This is a genomic window from Sphingopyxis sp. 550B (genome assembly GCF_057401805.1).
Genome location: NZ_CM171610.1, coordinates 3,523,887 through 3,543,957, shown reverse-complemented (window position 1 = coordinate 3,543,957; position 20,071 = coordinate 3,523,887). Strand labels below are relative to the sequence as shown.

The window sequence follows — 20,071 nt, the reverse complement described above, 5'->3', positions numbered from 1 at the left end:
CGCGGACAGGAAGGACGAATCGGATAGTGCCAGATAGCCGAGCCCGATGCGACTTCAATGACAGGCGTGCCTGATGCCCGGCCGCTCTCAGAACCAGAGGTGCACCCCCGCGACGAACGCGGGATGCGAGGCCTTTTCACCGGCGGCGCGTGCGATCCGCGCGGTGCGGCCGAGCTTGCGTTCCCAGGCGACGCCGACATAGGGCGCGAACTCGCGCGCGACCTCATAGCGCAGGCGCAGGCCCAGTTCGACGCCCGACAGGCCGCCGCCGACGGCGCGCTCGGGCACGTCCTGAAAGGCCAGCTCGATTTCGGCCATCGGCTGCGCGATCAGCCGCTGGGTGATGCGCTGGTCGTAGCTCGCCTCCAGCCGCGCGGCCGCGTCGCCCTTGTCCGACAGGAACAGCGCGCCCTCGATCTCGAACCAATAGGGGGCGAGGCCTTCGAAGCCGATCACGGCATGCGTCGGCGAAGGGCCGGGGCCGAAGTCCTGCCGGACGCCCGCCTGCAGGTTGAAATAGGGGCCGATGGCGCGGCTCCACAGCGCCTGGACCTCGGCTCCCTCGACCGCACCGCCGAAATCGCCTTCGCCCTCGCTCTTGACTACCAGCCGATCGATGTCGCCGCCGAACCACCCCTCGGCTTCCCAGGCGTAGCCATCGCGGCCCTTGCGCGCCCGCCATTCGGCGAGGTTGACCATGATGCGCGAAAAGCGGCCGCCGCCATGCTCGGCATAGAGGCGCGCGCGGGGTCCGGCCATCGCCTCGGCGCCGAACAGCCGGTCGGCGGCATCGACGCGCGGCGCGGAAGGTGCGGGCGCATCGCCCACCGGTTGGTCGGGGATCATGGGGGAAGGCGGCGCGGCTTCGGCTGGCCGGCAATGACCCATCGCGGCGTGCTCGGGCGGGCAGGGGGCGGCGGGGTTCGCCGGTACCGGCGGCGGCGTTTCCAGTGTGCAGTGCCCCATGGCGGCATGCTCAGCCGTGCAGCCGGGTGCGTTCGGTTCGTGGCGCGGAGGTGCCGGGTCCATCGTGCAATGCCCCATCGCCGCATGCTCGGCGGAGCAGGCGGTCGCAGGCTTTTCCGGCGCCGGCTTTTCGGGCGGTGGCGCCATCGTGCAATGCCCCATCGCCGCATGGTCGGGCGTGCAGGCGGGCGCGGCGGCGGCCGGGTGCTGCGCCGCCATCAGCAGGATCGCGAGCAGGCTCATGCCGCGTCTCCCGCCGGGCGCACCGTCACCACCTGCATCATCCCGGCGTGCATGTGATACAGCAGGTGGCAGTGAAAGGCCCAGTCGCCATAGGCATCGGCGGTAAGGTCGAAGCTCAGCTTGCCGCCGGGCTGCACGTTGACCGTATGCTTGCGCGGCGCATGGTCGCCCTTGCCGGTGACAAGCTCGAAGAAATGGCCGTGCAGATGGATCGGATGCGTCATCATCGTGTCGTTGACCAGCGTCACGCGCACCCGCTCGCCCTGCGTGAAGGGGATCGGGGCCTTGACCTCGTTCATCTTCACCCCGTCGAACGCCCACATATAGCGTTCCATATTGCCGGTCAGATGGATCTGCATCTGCCGTGTCGGCGTGCGCGTGTCGGGATTGCGGTCGAGCGCGATCAGATCGCGATAGGTCAGCGCCCTCTCGACTCCTTCGAGGCCCACCCCCGGCTCGCCGGTGCGATCGGCGGGCATCGGCGAGATGCTCTGCACCGCCGGCGTGTCCCTGACCGTCGGGGCGAGCGTCATGTCGCGCATGCCGTGATCCATTCCGCCGCCATGACCGGCGGCCGCATCGGGCGTGCAATGCCCCATTGCGGCATGTTCGGGGGCGCAGGCCGGACCGCCGCCATGGTCCCCCCCATGGTTCATGCCGCCCATTCCCATATCCTTCATGGTCAGCACCGGACGCGGGCGCAGGGCCGGGACCGGGGCCGCCATGCCCACGCGCGGGGCCAGCGTCGCGCGCGCCATGCCCGACCGGTCGGATGTCTCGCCGACCAGCGTATAGGCGCGGTCCCCCGGCGTGACGATCACGTCATAGGTCTCGGCGACCCCGATCTGGAATTCGTCGACCGTCACCGGGCGGACGTTGCATCCGTCGGCCTGTACCACGGTCATCGGCAGGCCGGGAATGCAGATGTTGAAGGTGGTCATCGCCGAGGCGTTGATGATGCGCAGCCGCACGCGCTCGCCGGCGCGGAACAGCCCGGTCCAATTGTCGGCGGGGCCGTGGCCGTTGACCAGATAGCGATAGGCGGCGGCGGTGACGTCGCTGATGTCGGTCGGGTCCATCCGCATCGCGCCCCACGCGATCCGGTCCTTCAGCGGCTGGTCGCGCCCCGCCAGCAGGCCCGAAAGCGTCTGCTTGCGGTGGTTGAAATAACCGCCCATCTGCTTGAGCTTCCGGAAGATGGCGTGCGGATGCAGCGGGCTGAAATCGGACAGCAGGATCACATGCTCGCGGTCGTAGGCGACGGGGTCGGCGCCGGCGGGATCGATGACGATCGGGCCGTAATGCCCCATCTGCTCCTGCAATCCCGAATGGCTGTGATACCAATAGGTGCCGGCCTGCCGCACGGGGAATTCGTAGGTGAAGGTCGCCCCCGGCGCGATACCCGGAAAGCTGATCCCCGGCACCCCGTCCATGTGAAAGGGCAGGATCAGGCCGTGCCAGTGGATCGAGCTGTCCTCGTCGAGCCGGTTGGTGACGTGAAGGCGCGCCTGCGTGCCTTCGGTCAGGCGGATCAGCGGCCCGGGGATGGTGCCGTTGATGCCGATCGCATGATGATCGCGTCCGTCGATCGTCAGCGTCTGATGCGCGATCGTCAGCCGGACGTCGGGGCCGGAGACGGTCGGGAGGCCTGCCGAAACCGGCTTCGCCCACAGCGGCAGCCACGGGGTCAGCGCCGCGGCGGCTCCCCCCGCGATCAGCGCGCGGCGTCCGATGGCGTCGTTCACGGCAGCGTTCCGATCATCCACAGCGCCATCGCGATCATGCCCAGATTCTCGGTCAGCGAGACGAAGCCCAGCGGCACCTTGCTGCCGCCGCCGACGCAGGCGCATTTGATCGATCGCCTGTCGATATAGACCGCCTTGAACACCGACACCGCGCCGATGCCGCCGATGAACAGCGCGACCGGAATCGACAGCCAGGGCAGGGCATGCGCGGTCATCAGCACCCCGGCCAATCCCTCGGCAAAGGGATAGATGCTGGCATAGGGAACCCAGCGGCGCGCCAGCAGGTCGTAGTTCAGGAACATCGTTGCGAACTTGTCGACATCCTGCAGCTTGAGCAGCGCGAGCACGATCATGCTGAACGAGACGAACCATTCGGCGGCGCGCAGCGTGAAGGCGTCGCCATAGGCCGCGAAGCTTGTCGCAAGCGCCATCAGCGCGGTCATCGCGAACAGCGCGATCACGGGCGTGTAGCTGGTCGCGTCGGGGTCGGCGACCTTCAGCCCGAAATGGCGCCGCAGATCGTCGTGACCGCCGATGCGCACCCCGTCGATGAAGGTCTGCGGGGTCGTCCTGACGCCATGCTCGGCCTTGAAGGCGTCAGTTTCGGCGCGCGTCGTCAGCCAGCGATCATCGACCGCGAAGCCGCGGCTTTTCAGCAGATGCTTCGCTTTCAGCCCGTAAGGGCAGATATGGTCGGGCATGACCATGCGATAGAGGATTGCCTGTTTCGTCATGCGGCTCCTATACCGTCCGTACCATGGTACGGAGTCAAGCGATGCAGATCACGATCGGGAAACTGGCCTCGGCGGGCGGTGTCGGGGTCGAAACGGTGCGCTATTACCAGCGGCGCGGCCTGATGGCGACGCCGGTGCGCAGCGGCGGCGAGCGCTGGGGCGGCGGCATCCGGCGCTATGGCGCCGACGACCTGCGGCGCCTTCGCTTCATCCGCTCGGCGCAGGCGGCGGGCTTCACGCTCGACGAGATTTCGGACCTGCTCGCGCTCGAGGAAAGCAACGACCGCGCCAGCGTGCGCCGGCTGGCGCGCCAGCGGATCGACGCACTCGACGCGAAGATTGCGCAAATGACCGAAACCCGCGCGGTGCTCGCGAGGCTCGCCGACCAATGCGCGGCGAGCGATACGGGGCCATGTCCGATACTGACGGCGTTCGAGCCATATTAGCACGTCATTGCGAGGAGCGTAGCGACGAAGCAATGACGGAGTTTTTTTTGGGACGCAGTTCGGTCAGCTATGCAAAAAGTGCATCACATCCCCGTCCTGCACGACATAGCCTTTGCCCTCGGCGCGCAGCTTGCCCGCTTCGCGTGCCTTCGCCTCGCCCCCCAGCGCGACATAGTCGGCAAAGGCGATCGTCTCGGCGCGGATGAAACCCTTCTGGAAATCGCTGTGGATTTCGCCCGCCGCCTCGGGCGCGGTCGCGCCGGTGTGGACGGTCCAGGCGCGCGCCTCCTTCGGCCCGACGGTGAAGAAGGTCAGCAGGTGGAGCAGTTCGTACCCGGCGCGGATCACGCGCGCGAGACCGGTTTCGTGCAGCCCCATCTCTTCGAGGAACAGCATCCGCTCCTCGGCCTCCATACCGACCAGTTCGCTCTCGATCGCGGCGGAGACGAGCACCGCCTGCGCGCCCTCGGCTTTCGCGCGCGCGAACACCGCGTCGCTGTGCGCGTTGCCCGTCGCGGCGTTCGCTTCCTCGACATTGCAGACATAAAGGACGGGCTTTGTGGTCAGAAGCTGCGCCTGGCGGAGGATGCGCTCTTCCTCGGGGTCCTTCGGCTCGGTCAGCCGCGCGGGCTTGCCGGCGCGCAGCAGGTCGAGCGCCTGGCCGAGCACCGACGCCGCGGCCTTGGCCTCCTTGTCGCCGCCGGTCGCCTTCTTCTGGAAGGCGGGGACGCGCTTCTCGAGGCTTTCGAGGTCGGACAGCAGCAATTCGGTTTCGACCGTCTCGGCGTCGGCGACAGGATCGACCTTGTTCTCGACATGCTGGATGTCGTCATCCTCGAAACAGCGCAGGACGTGGACGATCGCATCGACTTCGCGGATGTTGCCGAGGAACTGGTTGCCCAGCCCTTCGCCCTTCGATGCCCCGCGCACGAGGCCGGCGATGTCGACGAAGGCGAGCTGCGTCGGAATGATCTTCTGGCTACCCGCGATAGCCGCCAGCTTGTCGAGCCGGTCGTCGGGCACCGCGACATTGCCGATGTTGGGCTCGATGGTGCAGAAGGGATAGTTCGCCGCCTGCGCCGCCTGCGTCTCGGTCAGCGCGTTGAACAGGGTGGACTTGCCGACATTGGGCAGCCCGACGATTCCGCATTTGAAACCCATGAATCTCGTCTTTCGATCATATTCGGCGCCGGTCGGGCGCGGATGGGAGGCGCGCTAGCCGTTTCGCATCGCTTTTTCCAGAGCGCGATGATCCCGGCCCGTCGGTTCGTACCGGACGGGTCCGAAAGAAGGGGGCAGGGAAGGGCGCTGGGCCGGGCCTCAGTCGTGGACCGCGCGGATCAGCGGCCCCAGCGGGCTGCCACCCAGCCACGCGACTTGCACCTCGGCCGCGACGCGATTGATCGCCTCCTGCGGCTTGGGTCCCGGATGGACCGCACGGCGCAGCGGGCGCGTGCCCGCGGGCATCGCCATGATCTCCGCGATCGCGCGCGGCACGTCGGCGGGGTCGGCGCTGCGTCCGCTGCCGTCCTCGGTCCCCATGCCGCGCGTGAAGGGCTCATAGGCCGCCAGCCGCTCGGGATCGCTGCGTTCCTTCAGCGCGCCGGTATAGACGTTGCGGTTCTGCCAGACGCGGGTCGGATAGCCGCCGGGCTGAATGATCGTCACCTCGATGCCGTGCGGCACCAGTTCATAGGCAAGCTGTTCGGACAAGGCCTCCACCGCGAACTTGGTCGCCGAATAATGGCCGCCCCCCGGGACGATGACCCGGCCGAGCTGCGAGGAGATGTTGACGATCTGCCCGGCCCTGGCGGCGCGCATCTGCGGCAGCAGCGCGCGGATCATCCGCTGCATGCCGATGACGTTCGTATTGAAGGCAAGGTGCGTCGCCTCCATGTCCTGCACCTCGATCGGGCCGGAGATGCCGACGCCGGCATTGTTGATCAGCGTGTCGATGCGTCCGCCCGCGGCTTCGAGCGCGCTTGCGGTGCCCGCGGCAACCGAATCGTCGCTCGTCACGTCGATTTCGACGATGTGCAGGTCGAGCTTTTCCTTCGCCGCTTCGGCCGCCAGCGTGTCCGCCTCGGGGCGCGGCAGGTTGCGCATGGTCGCGATCACCTTCGCGCCGAGCCGGGCATAATGCAGCGCGCCGATCCGGCCGAATCCGCTCGACGTGCCGGTAATCAGGACGGTGCGGCCCTTCAGCGCTCCGGGCGCGGGCGGCGCGGCGGCGTGAAGCAGGGCGGGGGCTGCGGCGGCCAGCGCGGCGCCCCCGGCGAGTAGTTGGCGGCGATCGGGGCGCGAAGGACGGGGCATCGGCGAAACTCCTTTCGGCGCCATCATGCCCCAGCCGGGCGCATGTGCCAATCGTCGTTCAGTCGTTCAGCCGCAGCGCAAGGTCGTTCAGGAAGCGCGCGTCGTCGCCGTCCGCCAGGCCGCCCGCCTCGGCGGCGATCGCGCCCAGCAGGTCGGTCAGCGGTTCGAGTTCGCTCTTGTGGTAAGGACCCAGCACATATCCGGTCACCCGGTCCTTGTGCCCCGGATGACCGATCCCGATGCGCACGCGGCGGAAATCGTCGCCGATATGCTGGATCAGGCTGCGGATGCCGTTATGCCCCGCCGCGCCGCCGCCGCGCTTCACCTTCACCTTCATCGGCGCAAGGTCGAGCTCGTCATAGAAGACGGTGACGTCCTGCGGCGTCAGCTTGTAGAAATCGAGCGCGGCGCGGACGCTGCGGCCGCTTTCGTTCATGAAGGTCGACGGCTTGAGCAGCAGGATGCGGTGGCGGCCGATCCGGCCGTCCTGCACCCAGCCCTGGAATTTCTTCGCGGGCGTCGCGAATCCGTGCGCGTCGGCGATGACGTCGACGGCCATGAAGCCGACATTGTGGCGGTGCATCGCATATTGGGGACCGGGATTGCCGAGGCCGACCCAGAGCTGCATGTCAAAAACCCCTCACTCCCTGTCGTGTCACCCTGAACCTGTTTGGCAATTATCCCCTTCCGACAGGTGAGCGTTCCCCGGCGAAAGCCGGGGCCCAGCTACGTGCGCCTGCCTCGCATGGACCCCGGCTTTCGCCGGGGATCACCAGCGTCCCTGTCTCAAGGGTATAAACGCCAACCTGTTTCAGGGTCGATGGCCTGCCCTCGAAACTGGCGCGGCGCAGAGGGAGAGGTCGGACCATGGATGCTGAAACAAGTTCAGCATGACGAAGCGGGAAGAGGCGGCGTTTCGCCGAAATCGCCGCCTCTTCGCATATGCCCCCTCCCCCGGAAGGGGGAGGGGTTGAAGTGTCGGTGTCAGGCTTCGCCTTCGGCGGCTTCGCCTTCATCCTTGGTCGTGTCGCCGTCGCTCGACTTGAGCGCCGACGGGGCGACGATCGTCGCGATGGTGAAGTCGCGATCGGTGATCGCGCTTTCCACGCCCTTCGGCAGGGTGACGTGGCTGATGTGGATCGACTCGCCGACGTCGAAGCCGGTGACGTCGATCGTGATGTCGTCGGGAATCTTGTCCGCTTCGCAGATCAGTTCCAGCTCGTGGCGCACGACGTTCAGCACGCCGCCGCGCTTCAGGCCCGGGGACTTCTCCTCGTTCGCGAACAGCACGGGAACGCCGACCTGCACCTTGGTGTCCTTCGACACGCGCAGGAAGTCGGCGTGGATCGGACGATCCTTGACCGGATGGAAAGCGACGTCCTTGGGCAGGGTGCGGATGGTTTTGCCGCCCACCTCGATCATCACCACCGAGTTCAGGAACACGCCGGTCATCAGCTGCTTCATCAGCAGCTTTTCCTCGACGTGGATCATCAGGGGGTCTTCGTTGCCGCCATAGACGACGGCGGGGACGCGGCCATTACGACGCAGCTCGCGTGAGGCTCCCTTGCCTGCACGTTCGCGCGTCTCGGCCGTCAGCGTCAGCTGATCGCTCATATCATTTCTCCGAGAAACGGTTGCACAATCCGCCACGCCTCCAGGGATGACCATGACGGAAGCGCGGGCGCATAGCGGGGAAAGCGCGAAAAGGCAAGCCGCCGGCGCGAAATGGCGCGATCTACTGCACCCGCGTCACCGTCAGGCCGTCGGCCTCCAGCAGCGCGGGCACGCCCTCGGGGCCGATCAGATGCCCCGCGCCGACCGCGACCAGCAGCGTGCCGGGCCGGTCCATCCGCCGCTTCACCCACGCGCTCCAGCGCCGGTTGCGGTCGGTCAGGATCGCCTTGCGCGCCGCGGGCACCGCCTCGACGTCGGCATTGATGACCGCTTCGAGCGCCGCGACATCGCCGCGCGACCAGGCGTCGGCCAGCGCCCCGGCCTCGCGCGGCGCGCTGTCCGCGCGGCTGGCGGCGCGCTCCAGCAGCGTGCGCTGCGCCTCGGGCGGCAGCGTTTCGAACAGCAGCAACTGGGCCTTCGCGGTCTCCAGCCCGCCGATCGGTTTCTCCGCGTCGCGGAAAGCGGCGGTCAGGCCGGCTTCGACGCCGGCGTCGGGCGATAGCTTCGCGAGCGCGGCCGTGCGCTGGCCCATCAACACCATCACCGCCCAGTCGTCGAGGCGGTCGCCGCCGAAGCCGCCGCCCTTCGCCTCCAGCCTGCGATAGCCGCCGAGCGCTTCGCTCGACAGGCGCCGGTCGATCGCAAGCGGCGCGCTGCGCGGCGCAAGCTGTCCGAAGACCTCCCCGGCCGCCGCCAGTTCGTCGGGCGACAATTCCATCACCAGCGCGTCGGCGGCGCGCATCGCCTCGGCGACCTTGCCGCCGTCCCAATCGGTCCCCCTGGGCAGTGCGTGCATCGTGCCGAGCAGATAGATGCGCGTATCGGGATCGGCGACCAGCCACATCGCGGGTCGCGCCTCGCGCGGCGGTTCGGCCGAACCGCACCCGGCGAACAGCAGGAAGGCGAGGGCGACCGCCGCGCGGCCGCCCCGGCGCCGATGCCAACGGCGCCGCGTCATCCCTATTCGACCCGCGTCGCGGCCAATCCGCGTTGCTGGAGATAGGTCTGCACGCTCTGCGGTCCGGCGAGGTGTCCGGCGCCGACCGCAACGAACAGGGTGCCGGGTTGCTCCATGCGCGCCTGCAGCGTCTCGGCCCAGCGCGCGTTGCGGTCGGCCAGCAGGATCTTCGCCAGTTCGGGCGTGGTGGTCATGCTTTCGTTCATCAGCACGGCAAGCTGATCGGGGTCGCCGTTGCCCCACAGCGTCACCAGCCTGTCGATCGTCGGGCCGAGCTGGTCGATGTCCTTGACCGTCGCGTTGAGATAGGCGACCTGCTGATCCTCCGGCAGCGTGTCGAAGAAACCGAGCTGCTCCTCCAGCGTTTCCAGACCCTCGATCGGCTTTCCGGCGGCCTTGGCCGCGCGCGTCAGCGTCTTTTCCGCGCCCTGTTCGGGATCGTAGCCGAGGTTGGTCAGCGGCAGCACCGACAGTGTGACCGCGGCGAACCAGGGCTTGAACGCATCGAACTGCGCTGGCGGGATGCCCAGCCCGGCGAGCGCCGCCTGATAGGCCTTCAGCGCATCGGGTTCGAGCCGCGACGACAGCGTCCTGCCGCTCTGGTCGAGCGCGAGGGGGATCGTCGCCTTGGCGGCCGTCATCTCGTCCTCGGGCAACACGACTTCGAGCATCAGCGAATCGGAGGCATCGAAGGCCTGCTTCACCGCGCCGTCGAACCAACTCAGCCCCGGTTTCAGCACGTGGATCGAGCCGAAGAGGTAAATCGTCGTATCCTCGTCCTTCACCACCCACAGCGCGGGCGCGGCGCGGGTTTCGGCCGGTGCGGCTGCGGCGGTGGCAGCCGGTTCGCTGACCTGCGCGAAGGCAAGGGGGGCGGCCGAGCCAAGCGCGAGGGGAAGCAGCGCGCACGCGGCGACAAGCGTCTTGAACCAGGGTTTCGTTCGGTTTTTCATTCGGGGAAAGCCTTTCATCCGTTCGGGGCTATGTGCCGCAAGGGAAATGGGGAAAGCAAGCGCGGCGGGTTCAGCGGAATTTGAGCCAGAGGTAGACGACCGCATTGACGACGAGCGTCAGCAGGAACAGCAGCATCGCGTCGGGCGACGGCGCCAGTCCGGCGCGGTGCAGCACCCACCACACGGGCGCGGGAAACATCAGGGCATACCATCCCGCCGTGCTCGCCCACAGCCAGGCATGCTCCTCATGATCGTCGATCGCGCGGTGATAGAGGATCATCGCGATCGCGAGCCCGATCGTCCAGCAAAGCGCGGCCGCGATCGCGAAGCCGGGGGTGAGCGAACCGGTCGCGAGCATCTCGGTCAGGCCGCGCCCTTCGGGCTGATCGACCACGAGCCAGCCGCCGATAAGCCCGCCGACCAGCGCGGCAAAGCCCAGCGACGTCCAATAGCGACGACGGCGCGGCGACATAGGGCGGCGCGGACGCGGGGTTTCTGCATCAGTCATCGGCATGTCCTTTCTGGCCATCGTCGAAGATTTCCTCGATCGGCATGCCGAACAGGCGCGCCAGCTTGAAGGCGAGCGGCAGCGACGGGTCGTATTTGCCCGTTTCGATCGCATTGACCGCCTGCCGCGACACATCGAGCCGCTCGGCCAGTTCGGCCTGGCTCCAGTTGCGCATCGCGCGCAATATCTTCAACTTGTTGTTCATCGGCGCCTCCAGGGCTCGTCGTGCCGCCAGGCAGCCGCCATCTCATGCACGCGGCGACAACGCCACCATCATCAGCGCCATCTGCGCTTCGCCCCTTGCGGCCTGAGCAATGGCGTTCGCCGCTTGCGGTTGCGCGCCGGCGACCGTCTCGGCGATGCACTGTGCTTCAATCGCCCGGTCGGCGACGCTGCGCAGACCCGTGCGGCACAATTGGCGCGCCGCGCTTTTCAGCCGCGCGTCGAGCTGCGTCCGGCCGCGCGCCGAAGCGAGGTCGAGGTCGGCGGTGCGGACCGCGATGCGGCCGGTATCGGCATCGGCGCTCGCGGCAAAGGCGGGCGAACCGCCGAGGGCGAGCGTCAGAGCGAGGATGGCGGCGCGAGTCGTCATGGCATCGGTTTCTTCATCGAAGTGACAGTCATGTTGGCCTGTCGTTTTGTCAGGTTTCCATGACTATATGTCGCGATTCGCTGACCATGTCAATAAAACATGACAAAAAGTTCGGTTAGCCTGACACGGCTGGTGATTTTCCTCCGTGCCGATCGGGAGCGGAGCCTTGACCCTGCGCCGCTGCTGCGCCAATGCGGCGGCGATTTTGCACCTGCGAAGGAAATGCGGCCGTGGCCGACGCCGAAGCGAAGCGACCCCTCAGCTTTCAGGACGTGATCCTGACCCTGCACGCCTATTGGGGTGCGCGCGGCTGTGCGATCCTTCAGCCCTATGACATGCGCGTCGGGGCGGGGACCTTTCACCCGGCGACGACGCTGCGCAGCCTGGGGCCGGAGCCGTGGAATGTCGCCTATGTCCAGCCGAGCCGCCGCCCGACCGATGGCCGCTACGGCGAGAATCCCAACCGCCTTCAGCATTATTACCAGTATCAGGTGATCCTGAAGCCGTCGCCCGCCGACATTCAGGACCAGTATCTCGGCAGCCTCGCGGCGATCGGCATCGACCCGCTGCTCCACGACATCCGCTTCGTCGAGGACGATTGGGAATCGCCGACGCTGGGCGCATGGGGACTCGGCTGGGAAGTGTGGTGCGACGGGATGGAGGTGTCGCAGTTCACCTATTTCCAGCAGATGGGCGGCTATGACTGCAAGCCGGTCGCGGGCGAGCTGACCTACGGGCTCGAACGCCTCGCCATGTATATCCAGGGCGTCGACAATGTGTACGACCTGCGCTTCTCCGATCCGGTCGGCGACGTGCCGGGGGTCAGCTACGGCGACGTGTTCCTCGAAAATGAGCGGCAATTCTCGAAATGGAATTTCGAGGTTGCCGATACCGATACGCTGTTCGCGGGCTTCAAGGCGGCCGAGGCCGAATGCGAGCGCGCGATCGCCGCACAGGTTCCGCTCGCCGCCTACGACCAGGCGATCGAGGCGAGCCACCTCTTCAACCTGCTCCAGGCGCGCGGCGTCATCAGCGTGCAGGAACGCGCCAACTACATGGCCCGCGTCCGCGACCTCGCCAAGGGAAGCTGCAAGGCGTGGATCGACAGCCAGTCCGATCGCTGGACCGCAGCCTATCCGGGATGGACGCTGTGATGGCCGTCCAAAATCCTCCCCGAAACGGGGAGGGGGACCACGCGAAGCGTGGTGGAGGGGGCTCGCGGAGCCTGCAACGCCCGCAGGTCTATGCCGCCCGCAAACTCCGCCGCGAAATGACCTTGCCCGAGGTTCTCTTGTGGGAGCAACTGCGCGGCCAGAAACTGGGCGCGAAATTCCGTCGTCAACACCCGGTCGGTCCCTATGTCGCGGATTTCTGCTGCATGGCTGCAAGACTGATCGTCGAAATCGACGGCGAGGCGCATGATCGCGGGACGGCACCGGCTCGTGACGCCGCGCGTGACGCACGCCTGGCAGCGCAAGGATTTGAGGTCGTTCGCGTGACGGCAAAGGATGTGCTGGAAAATATGGACGGCGTCGTCGCGCTGCTTCGGCTCAAGGCCGATAGCCCCTTCCACCATGCCTCCGGCATGGTCCCCCTCCCCGCAAGCGGGGAGGATGTGCAATGACCGACTTCCTTCTCGAACTGCGCAGCGAGGAAATTCCCGCCCGTATGCAGGCTGGCGCGCGCGCCGAGCTGGAAAAGCTGTTCCGCGCCCGGATGGCGGCGGCGGGGCTGGCGGTCGGCGATCTGACCGTCTGGTCGACCCCGCGCCGGCTCGCGCTGATCGCGAAGGACCTTCCCGACGCGACCGCCGCGGTCAGCGAGGAGTTGAAGGGTCCGCGCACCAGCGCGCCGCCGCAGGCGCTCGAGGGCTTCCTGCGCAAGACCGGGCTGACGCAGGACCGGCTCGAAGACCGCGACGGCGTCTGGTTCGCGGTGATCGACAAGCCCGGCCGTGCAACGAACGAGGTGCTGGCGGAGGCGATTCCCGCGATCGTCCGTGCCTTCGCCTGGCCCAAGTCGATGCGCTGGGGCCGCGACAGTGCGAACAGCGACAGCCTGCGCTGGGTGCGGCCGCTGTCGGGCATCGTCGCGCTGTTCGGCGAACGGTTGATTGCGTGTGAAATTGGCGGGATTTCCGCGGGTTTCGCGACGCGCGGCCACCGCTTCCATTGTCCGGGCGAAATCACCATCGGTTCGGCGGCGGATTATGCCGACAAGCTGCGCGCCTGCCATGTCATCGTCGATCAGGAGGAACGCGCCCGCATCATCCGCGAAGGCGCGGCGAAGGTCGCGGCCGACGCTGGGCTGACGCTCGTCGAGGACGAAGGGCTGGTGGTCGAGAATGCCGGACTCACCGAATGGCCGGTGCCGCTGCTCGGCCGCTTCGACGAGACCTTCCTCGACGTGCCGCCCGAGGTGATCCAGCTCACGGCGCGGGTGAACCAGAAATATTTCGTCGTGACCGGTGCCGACGGCAGGCTGGCGAACGGTTTCGTCTGCACCGCGAACATCGCGGCGAGCGACGGCGGCGCGGCGATCGTCGCGGGCAACCGCAAGGTCCTCGCCGCGCGCCTGTCCGATGCGCGCTTCTTCTGGGAACAGGACCAGAAGAAGACGCTGGCGCAGCACGCGGACAAGCTGGCGAACATCACCTTCCACGAAAAGCTCGGTACCGTCGCCGACAAGGTCGAGCGCGTCGCGAAGCTCGCGCGCTGGCTGGTGGAAGAGGGTATCGTCGCTCCCTCGTGTGTTCCCGCGCAGGCGGGAACCCAGGGCGGTGATGCGCCGGCGTCTGCGGACGCAAGCTCTGGACCCCCGCCTTCGCGGGGGAACACGGAAGTGTCGCGCAAGGAACTGGCTGACCAAGCCGAACGCGCGGCGCGCTTGGCGAAGGCCGACCTCGTCACCGAAATGGTCGGCGAGTTTCCCGAACTGCAGGGCCTGATGGGCGGCTATTACGCCCGCGCCGAAGGCCTGCCCGATGCCGTCGTCGACGCGATCCGCGATCACTACAAGCCGGTCGGGCAGGGCGACGACGTGCCGACCGCACCGGTGACGGTGGCCGTGGCGCTGGCGGACAAGCTGGATAGTATTGCAGGGTTCTTTATGGTCGGGCTGCGTCCGACAGGGTCAAAGGACCCGTTCGCCCTCCGTAGAGCGGCTCTTGCAATCCTTAGACTAGTCTTTGAGAATGGGCTTCGTGGAGAAGTTGGTGATTGGTTGCGCGGTGCTCGAAGCCTGTACGTCGAGCAAGGCATCAATGACGACTATGGCGATGTGTATCGTGCCGAAACCGCGCTTGAAACGGTTACGAGTGTTGCTGTCCGTCATTTCATGTCACATGTCCGAGAATTCATTTTGGAACGCCTCAAGGTCCAGCAGCGCGAGGCAGGCGTCCGCCACGACCTGATCGACGCGGTCTTTGCTCTCGGCGGTGAGAGCGATCTCGTCCGCCTGCTTGCGCGCGTGCAGGCGCTGCAGGCCTTCATGGCGACCGACGACGGCGCCAATCTGCTCGCGGGCTACAAGCGCGCCGCGAATATCCTGAAACAGGCGGGCGAGGTGACCGATGCCGCTGCCGCCACCGCGCCTAACGAAGTCGATGCAACCCTGCTCGCCGCGCTCGATGCCGCCGAACCGGCGGCCTCGGCTGCGGTCGCCGCTGAGCATTTCACCGATGCCATGGCGGCCCTCGCGACGCTCCGCGCGCCGATCGACGCTTTCTTCGAGGGCGTGATGGTCAACGATCCCGATCCGGCGGTCCGGGCCTATCGCCTGGGCCTGCTCGCCCGATTTACCGGCGCCGTCCATGGCGTCGCCGATTTCTCGAAGATCGAGGGCTGACGCCATGGCTATGCGGCATCCCTTATAGTGCGCGAAGCAAATCTGAATCGACCATAGGGCGTGGCGTCCCTATTTCCCCGCCAACCCTCCTCCCCGGGGCAGCAGGAGCATGACATGACGACGATGGTGCATTTGTTCGGCGGCACGGCCACGACGGCCGAGCGTGCGAAGGAATTGCTGGGCGGCAAGGGCGCGAACCTGGCCGAAATGGCCTCGATCGGCCTGCCGGTGCCGCCGGGCTTCACCATCACCACCGAAGTCTGCACCGCCTATTACGACAATGCGGAGCAGTTCCCGGCCGGCCTGGCCGACGAGGTCGCGAGCGGCATCGCGCATATCGAGGGGCTGACCGGCCGCACCTTCGGCGATCCCGCCAATCCGCTTCTCGTCTCGGTCCGTTCGGGCGCGCGCGTGTCGATGCCGGGGATGATGGACACTGTCCTCAACCTCGGGCTCAACGACCGTACCGTCGCCGGGCTCGCCGAAGCGTCGGGCGACCCGCGCTTCGCGTGGGACAGCTATCGCCGCTTCATCCAGATGTACGCCGACGTCGTCATGGGCCTCGACCATGCGGCGTTCGAGGAAGCGCTGGAGACCGCGAAGGAAGACAAGGGCTTCTATCTCGATACCGAGATGGCGGCAGAGGATTGGCAGGCGCTCGTCATCGAATATCAGGCGATCGTGCAGCGCGAGACCGGCGCACCCTTCCCGCAGGAGCCGAAGGATCAGCTGTGGGGCGCGATCGGCGCCGTCTTCGCGAGCTGGGAAAGCGACCGCGCGAAAGTCTATCGCCGCCTGAACGCCATCCCCGGCGAATGGGGCACCGCGGTCAATGTGCAGGCGATGGTGTTCGGCAATATGGGCGACACGTCGGCGACCGGCGTCGCTTTCACCCGCGACCCCGCGACCGGCGAGCGCGCCTGGTACGGCGAATGGCTCATCAACGCGCAGGGTGAGGACGTCGTCGCGGGCATCCGCACGCCGCAATATCTGACCCGCGCCGCGCGCGAGAAGGCCGGCGCCAAGCCGCTCAGCATGGAAGAGGCGATGCCCGAAACCTTCGCCGAGCTGGGCAGCGTCTTCGACACGCTCGAAAACCACTATCGCGACATGCAGGACATCGAGTTCACCGTCGAGCGCGGCAAGCTGTGGATGCTCCAGACGCGGAGCGGCAAGCGCACCGCGAAGGCGGCGCTGAAGATCGCGGTCGACATGGCGGCCGAAGGGCTGATCTCCGAGCAGGAAGCGGTGCAGCGGGTCGATCCCGGCGCGCTCGACCAGCTTCTCCATCCGACCCTCGACCCGAAGGCGCCGCGCGACGTGCTGACCAAGGGGCTGCCGGCAAGCCCCGGCGCCGCGTCGGGCGAGATCATGTTCGATGCCGACAGCGCCGAAAAGGCCGCGGGCATGGGCAAGGCGGTGATCCTCGTCCGCATCGAGACATCGCCCGAGGATATTCACGGCATGCATGCGGCAAAGGGCATCCTGACCGCGCGCGGCGGGATGACCAGCCACGCGGCGGTCGTCGCACGCGGCATGGGCCGCCCCTGCGTCTCGGGCGCCGGCGGGCTCAGCATCGACGGCGCGGCGCGCGTGCTGCGCGTCGCCGGGCGCGAACTGCGCGAGGGCGACGTCATCACCCTCGACGGGTCGACCGGCGAGGTGATGGCGGGCGAGGTGCCGACGCTGCTTCCCGAACTGGTCGGCGACTTCGGCACGCTGATGGGCTGGGCCGACAAGGTACGCCGGATGAAGGTCCGCACCAACGCAGAGACCCCCGCCGATGCGCAGGTCGCGCGCGATTTCGGGGCCGAGGGCATCGGGCTTTGCCGCACCGAGCATATGTTCTTCGACGCCGCGCGCATCGCCGCGGTGCGCGAGATGATCCTTGCCGACAGCGAGGATGGCCGCCGCGCCGCGCTCGCCAAGCTGCTGCCCGAGCAGCGCGGCGATTTCGCCGCGATCTTCCGCGTGATGGCGGGCCTGCCGGTCACCATCCGTCTGCTTGATCCGCCGCTGCACGAATTCCTGCCGACGCGCGAAGAGGATTTCGCCGAGGTCGCCGCCGCGGCGGGCGTCGGAATCGAGGCGCTCAAGGCGCGCGCGAGCGAACTGCACGAATTCAACCCGATGCTCGGCCATCGCGGCTGCCGCCTCGGCGTCACCTATCCCGAAATCTACGAGATGCAGGCACGGGCGATCTTCGAGGCGGCATGCGACGTCGCTGCCGAGACCGGCTCGGCGCCGGTTCCCGAAGTGATGATCCCGCTCGTCGCCACGCGCCGCGAATTCGACCTGATGAAGGCGGTCGTCGATGCGGCGGCGAAGGCGGTGTTCGCGGAGAAGGGCCGCGAGATCGCCTATCTGGTCGGCACGATGATCGAACTGCCGCGCGCCGCGCTGATGGCGGGGGAAATCGCGCAGGCGGCCGAATTCTTCAGCTTCGGCACCAACGATCTCACCCAGACCACGCTCGGCGTCAGCCGCGACGACGCGGGCCGCTTCCTGACCCAGTATGTCGACAAGGGCATCTTCGTCACCGACCCCTTCGTCAGCATCGATGTCGAGGGTGTCGGCCAGTTGATCGAGATCGCGGCCGAGCGCGGCCGCGGCGCGCGCGCGGGCATCAAGCTCGGCATCTGCGGCGAGCATGGCGGCGATGCGCCGAGCATCCATTTCTGCGAGCGGACCGGCCTCGACTATGTCAGCGCCTCGCCCTACCGCGTCCCGATCGCCCGGCTCGCGGCGGCGCAGGCGGCGCTGAAACGCGGTTGATCGCCGCGGCGGCGCGATCCCCTGTTCGCCGGTCGAAAAAGGCGAAATAGGGGGTTGCGCCCCCCCGCGACTGCCCGTAAAGGCACCGCTCCACGCACCCGTAGCTCAGCTGGATAGAGCACCAGACTACGAATCTGGGGGTCGGACGTTCGAATCGTTCCGGGTGCGCCATTTCCGAACAGCATCGCGAACATATGGCCCGGCTGCCGGGAAATTATCCCGTTCGGGCTGAACCGGCTCCCACGTCCGCCCTGTTTTGATTGGGGTGGGCCTGGCCTTGCGCAAGGCCAGGGCCCATCCTCCCCTACATGCCGAAGGCTATGCCGACGCGCCCGCCGGTCGAGCCCTTGACGGTGGACCCCGCAAAGCCGCCGCTGATATAGACGCGCGGTGCGGCGCGGACGACCACGGCGCCGGAAAAGCCCTGTTCGCCGCGATAGGTCGCGAGGTTGAACGAGACCGAAACATCGCTGTCCGGGACGATCATCGTACCCCCCAGCGCCATCGCCGTCGCGATGCCGCCGTTGGCGCGCCGGAATCCTTCCGTGGAGACGCTTTCGAGCGCGTGGACGCGGCTGTCCAGTTGCGACACGCCATCGTCGATCGCGGCGATCGCCGATCCGACGTCATGATAGGCGGCTCCCCCGACCATATAGGTCGGCGCGGACATGACTCCGGTTCCCACATCATAGGCCGCCCCGCCGCCCAGCGCGGTCGTGACCGCGGTGGCGGCCCTGTTCACCTGGCCGACATTGACGGCATCGGTGGCCGCCGTGCCAGCCGCAACGTTGACGACGCGCCGCTCCGCGCCCGCCGCGCCGACCGAGACGACATTGTCCTGATCGGCGACCGACCCGGCGCCCAGCGCCACGGCATTGGTGCCGGTCGCCGACGCCGCATTGCCCAGCGCGACATTGCCGTCGCCTTTCGCGACCGACCGGTTGCCGAGCGCCACCGCGCCGTCGCCGAATGCGGTGTTGTCCGCGCCGATGGCGACGGCCCCGGTGCCGCTCGCGACATTGGGATCGCCGATCGCCACCGCGCCATTGCCCGACGCCAGTTGCTGAAAGCCGATCGCGACCGCGCTGCCGTCCTCGGCTAGGGAGCCGGCACCGATCGCCACCGCCGCGCCGCTGTCGGCCACGGCGTCGGTGCCGATCGCGACGGTGTTGATCGCATTGCCCTTCGCGCCGAAACCCAAGGCGACCGCCTGAATATCGGAGACGGTCTGAAAGCCGATGGCGACGCCGCCATTGCCGTTGGCCGCGCTCTGCCCGCCCAGCGCGACGCTATCGGTGCCGCTGGCCTCAGCGTAAGTGCCAAGGGCGGTGGAGCCATCGCCAATGGCCTTGGCCATATATCCCGCGGCGGTCGCGCCGTCAGCGCCGGAGGCCGTCGCGGTGCCGAGCGCGGTGCCGTTCGCCTGCGTGACCTCCGCCCCAAATCCCAAGGCCGAGCCATGGTCGGCGGCTCTTGCGTAGTAGCCGAACGCCGCGGCGTATTCGCCGGCGGTGCTGCTGGAGCCGACGGCGACGCTATACGTACCGGCTTTGGCCTCGCCTCCCAAGGCGACACCCCCAACGCCGGCGTGCACGGTGGTGCCGACGGCGACGCCATAACTATCGGCTTCGGCCGCGCTGCCGACGGCGACGCCCTTAACGCCGGTCTGCGCGGTGGTGCCGATCGCCGTGCCGTCTTTTTCAGCCCGGCTGTCGGCGCCAAGCGCCATGGCGTTCGCGCCGACGGCCACGGCGTGGTAGCCGAGCGACGTGCTCGATTCGCCTTGCGCCACGGCAAATCCGCCCACAGCGGTGCCATGGGCGCCGGCGACAGTGGCATAGGAACCCAGCGCGGTATCGCCTTCATTGTTGGCATAGGCGCCGAATCCCAGCGCCGTGCTTACCACGCCGGTTGCGTAGGCTTCGGTGCCCAGCGCCGTTGCGTTCCCCTTGTTGGCATAGGCACCTGCGCCGATCGCGACGTTATTGTCGCCGGTGGCGGTCGCCGTATCGCCGATGGCGGTCGATTTCTCCCCGCTCGCGAGGCTGTTCACGCCGCATTCGGTCGAATTGGCGCCGCTTCCGGCATTGCATTCGGGCGTGGGGTCGGCCCAGGCGGGCGCGGGGAGGGCGAGCGCCAGGGGCGTGGCGGCGAGGAGCAGGGTCGAAATACGCGTCTTGTGCACGGTCAGGGTCTCCTTGTTATGGACCGTGAGATGTGCGTTGAACCGCGCCTTTTCGGCCCGGCGACCCTGTTGCATCGTCTCTCGCGGCGGCTATGTGCCCTTGCCGGTTGCCATGCCCGCCAGCGCCCGT

Annotated in this window: 18 protein-coding genes and 1 tRNA gene; 6 read left to right on the top strand and 13 right to left on the bottom strand. The window is 67.7% G+C overall.

Features of this window, described 5'->3' with window-relative positions:
- Positions 1–87 precede the first annotated feature (87 nt).
- The 3 genes from AC2S9W_RS16455 to AC2S9W_RS16445 are packed head-to-tail and all read right to left on the bottom strand — an operon-like array spanning position 88 to position 3,688.
- Positions 88–1,209 (bottom strand): copper resistance protein B, encoded by a 1,122-nt coding sequence (locus tag AC2S9W_RS16455; RefSeq protein ID WP_486571279.1) that lies wholly within the window; start codon positions 1,207–1,209, stop codon positions 88–90.
- Positions 1,206–2,954: a copper resistance system multicopper oxidase gene (locus tag AC2S9W_RS16450; RefSeq protein ID WP_486571278.1), complete on the bottom strand. Its 1,749-nt coding sequence runs from the start codon at positions 2,952–2,954 to the stop codon at positions 1,206–1,208. Before AC2S9W_RS16450 ends, AC2S9W_RS16455 begins: the two co-directional genes overlap by 4 nt.
- Complete coding sequence (locus tag AC2S9W_RS16445) at positions 2,951–3,688, bottom strand: MauE/DoxX family redox-associated membrane protein (protein WP_486571277.1); 738 nt, start codon at positions 3,686–3,688, stop codon at positions 2,951–2,953. The genes AC2S9W_RS16450 and AC2S9W_RS16445 overlap by 4 nt, the downstream gene beginning before the upstream one ends.
- A 41-nt stretch (positions 3,689–3,729) precedes the next feature.
- Between AC2S9W_RS16445 and AC2S9W_RS16440 the strand changes: the two genes are divergently transcribed.
- Positions 3,730–4,134: a MerR family transcriptional regulator gene (locus tag AC2S9W_RS16440; RefSeq protein WP_486571276.1), complete on the top strand. Its 405-nt coding sequence runs from the start codon at positions 3,730–3,732 to the stop codon at positions 4,132–4,134.
- Between the two features lie 63 nt (positions 4,135–4,197).
- On the opposite strand, the gene ychF is transcribed toward AC2S9W_RS16440, so the two are convergent.
- The 9 genes from ychF to AC2S9W_RS16395 form a co-directional block, all read right to left on the bottom strand.
- Positions 4,198–5,295 carry a redox-regulated ATPase YchF gene (gene ychF, locus AC2S9W_RS16435; RefSeq protein WP_212596841.1) on the bottom strand — a complete coding sequence of 366 codons (1,098 nt, stop codon included), beginning with the start codon at positions 5,293–5,295 and terminating at the stop codon, positions 4,198–4,200.
- 159 nt (positions 5,296–5,454) lie between these two features.
- Positions 5,455–6,450 (bottom strand): SDR family oxidoreductase, encoded by a 996-nt coding sequence (locus AC2S9W_RS16430; RefSeq protein WP_424539299.1) that lies wholly within the window; start codon positions 6,448–6,450, stop codon positions 5,455–5,457.
- 58 nt (positions 6,451–6,508) lie between these two features.
- Positions 6,509–7,078 (bottom strand): aminoacyl-tRNA hydrolase, encoded by a 570-nt coding sequence (gene pth / locus AC2S9W_RS16425; RefSeq protein ID WP_486571275.1) that lies wholly within the window; start codon positions 7,076–7,078, stop codon positions 6,509–6,511.
- A gap of 356 nt (positions 7,079–7,434) precedes the next feature.
- On the bottom strand, positions 7,435–8,064 hold the full coding sequence (locus AC2S9W_RS16420) for a 50S ribosomal protein L25/general stress protein Ctc (protein WP_104959736.1): 630 nt from the start codon (positions 8,062–8,064) through the stop codon (positions 7,435–7,437).
- Between the two features lie 121 nt (positions 8,065–8,185).
- Positions 8,186–9,082, bottom strand: a complete 897-nt coding sequence (locus tag AC2S9W_RS16415) for a TraB/GumN family protein (RefSeq protein WP_486571274.1) — start codon at positions 9,080–9,082, stop codon at positions 8,186–8,188.
- 2 nt (positions 9,083–9,084) lie between these two features.
- Positions 9,085–10,035: a TraB/GumN family protein gene (locus AC2S9W_RS16410; RefSeq protein WP_486571273.1), complete on the bottom strand. Its 951-nt coding sequence runs from the start codon at positions 10,033–10,035 to the stop codon at positions 9,085–9,087.
- Positions 10,036–10,105: 70 nt separating this feature from the next.
- A complete protein-coding gene (locus AC2S9W_RS16405; protein ID WP_486571272.1) occupies positions 10,106–10,543 on the bottom strand; it encodes a hypothetical protein in 438 nt (145 codons plus the stop codon).
- Positions 10,536–10,748 carry a helix-turn-helix transcriptional regulator gene (locus AC2S9W_RS16400; protein ID WP_067109053.1) on the bottom strand — a complete coding sequence of 71 codons (213 nt, stop codon included), beginning with the start codon at positions 10,746–10,748 and terminating at the stop codon, positions 10,536–10,538. The genes AC2S9W_RS16405 and AC2S9W_RS16400 overlap by 8 nt, the downstream gene beginning before the upstream one ends.
- Before the next feature lie 42 nt (positions 10,749–10,790).
- Positions 10,791–11,135, bottom strand: a complete 345-nt coding sequence (locus tag AC2S9W_RS16395; RefSeq protein WP_067109056.1) for a UrcA family protein — start codon at positions 11,133–11,135, stop codon at positions 10,791–10,793.
- A gap of 230 nt (positions 11,136–11,365) precedes the next feature.
- On the opposite strand from AC2S9W_RS16395, the gene AC2S9W_RS16390 reads away from it, so the two are divergent.
- From AC2S9W_RS16390 to AC2S9W_RS16370, 5 genes are all read left to right on the top strand, one after another.
- Complete coding sequence (locus AC2S9W_RS16390; protein WP_486571271.1) at positions 11,366–12,289, top strand: glycine--tRNA ligase subunit alpha; 924 nt, start codon at positions 11,366–11,368, stop codon at positions 12,287–12,289.
- A gap of 116 nt (positions 12,290–12,405) precedes the next feature.
- A complete protein-coding gene (locus AC2S9W_RS16385) occupies positions 12,406–12,759 on the top strand; it encodes an endonuclease domain-containing protein (protein WP_486571270.1) in 354 nt (117 codons plus the stop codon).
- Positions 12,756–14,981: a glycine--tRNA ligase subunit beta gene (gene glyS / locus AC2S9W_RS16380; protein WP_486571269.1), complete on the top strand. Its 2,226-nt coding sequence runs from the start codon at positions 12,756–12,758 to the stop codon at positions 14,979–14,981. The genes AC2S9W_RS16385 and glyS overlap by 4 nt, the downstream gene beginning before the upstream one ends.
- 114 nt (positions 14,982–15,095) lie before the next feature.
- Entirely contained in the window at positions 15,096–17,756 is a 2,661-nt protein-coding gene (ppdK, locus tag AC2S9W_RS16375) for a pyruvate, phosphate dikinase (RefSeq protein WP_067109065.1), read from the top strand.
- A 94-nt stretch (positions 17,757–17,850) separates the two neighbouring features.
- Positions 17,851–17,927, top strand: a tRNA-Arg gene (locus AC2S9W_RS16370).
- A gap of 133 nt (positions 17,928–18,060) precedes the next feature.
- Here AC2S9W_RS16370 and AC2S9W_RS16365 read toward each other — a convergent pair.
- On the bottom strand, positions 18,061–19,941 hold the full coding sequence (locus AC2S9W_RS16365) for a YadA family autotransporter adhesin (protein ID WP_486571268.1): 1,881 nt from the start codon (positions 19,939–19,941) through the stop codon (positions 18,061–18,063).
- Positions 19,942–20,071 lie beyond the last annotated feature (130 nt).

Excerpts from the sequence above, each read along its gene's own strand:
- AC2S9W_RS16455 (WP_486571279.1), bottom strand. The coding sequence starts at position 1,209 with ATGAGCCTGCTCGCGATCCTGCTGATGGCGGCGCAGCACCCGGCCGCC.
- AC2S9W_RS16445 (WP_486571277.1), bottom strand. The coding sequence starts at position 3,688 with ATGACGAAACAGGCAATCCTCTATCGCATGGTCATGCCCGACCATATC.
- AC2S9W_RS16440 (WP_486571276.1), top strand. The coding sequence starts at position 3,730 with ATGCAGATCACGATCGGGAAACTGGCCTCGGCGGGCGGTGTCGGGGTC.
- ychF (WP_212596841.1), bottom strand. The coding sequence starts at position 5,295 with ATGGGTTTCAAATGCGGAATCGTCGGGCTGCCCAATGTCGGCAAGTCC.
- AC2S9W_RS16430 (WP_424539299.1), bottom strand. The coding sequence starts at position 6,450 with ATGCCCCGTCCTTCGCGCCCCGATCGCCGCCAACTACTCGCCGGGGGC.
- pth (WP_486571275.1), bottom strand. The coding sequence starts at position 7,078 with ATGCAGCTCTGGGTCGGCCTCGGCAATCCCGGTCCCCAATATGCGATG.
- AC2S9W_RS16420 (WP_104959736.1), bottom strand. The coding sequence starts at position 8,064 with ATGAGCGATCAGCTGACGCTGACGGCCGAGACGCGCGAACGTGCAGGC.
- AC2S9W_RS16415 (WP_486571274.1), bottom strand. The coding sequence starts at position 9,082 with ATGACGCGGCGCCGTTGGCATCGGCGCCGGGGCGGCCGCGCGGCGGTC.
- AC2S9W_RS16410 (WP_486571273.1), bottom strand. The coding sequence starts at position 10,035 with ATGAAAAACCGAACGAAACCCTGGTTCAAGACGCTTGTCGCCGCGTGC.
- AC2S9W_RS16405 (WP_486571272.1), bottom strand. The coding sequence starts at position 10,543 with ATGACTGATGCAGAAACCCCGCGTCCGCGCCGCCCTATGTCGCCGCGC.
- AC2S9W_RS16400 (WP_067109053.1), bottom strand. The coding sequence starts at position 10,748 with ATGAACAACAAGTTGAAGATATTGCGCGCGATGCGCAACTGGAGCCAG.
- AC2S9W_RS16395 (WP_067109056.1), bottom strand. The coding sequence starts at position 11,135 with ATGACGACTCGCGCCGCCATCCTCGCTCTGACGCTCGCCCTCGGCGGT.
- AC2S9W_RS16385 (WP_486571270.1), top strand. The coding sequence starts at position 12,406 with ATGACCTTGCCCGAGGTTCTCTTGTGGGAGCAACTGCGCGGCCAGAAA.
- glyS (WP_486571269.1), top strand. The coding sequence starts at position 12,756 with ATGACCGACTTCCTTCTCGAACTGCGCAGCGAGGAAATTCCCGCCCGT.
- ppdK (WP_067109065.1), top strand. The coding sequence starts at position 15,096 with ATGACGACGATGGTGCATTTGTTCGGCGGCACGGCCACGACGGCCGAG.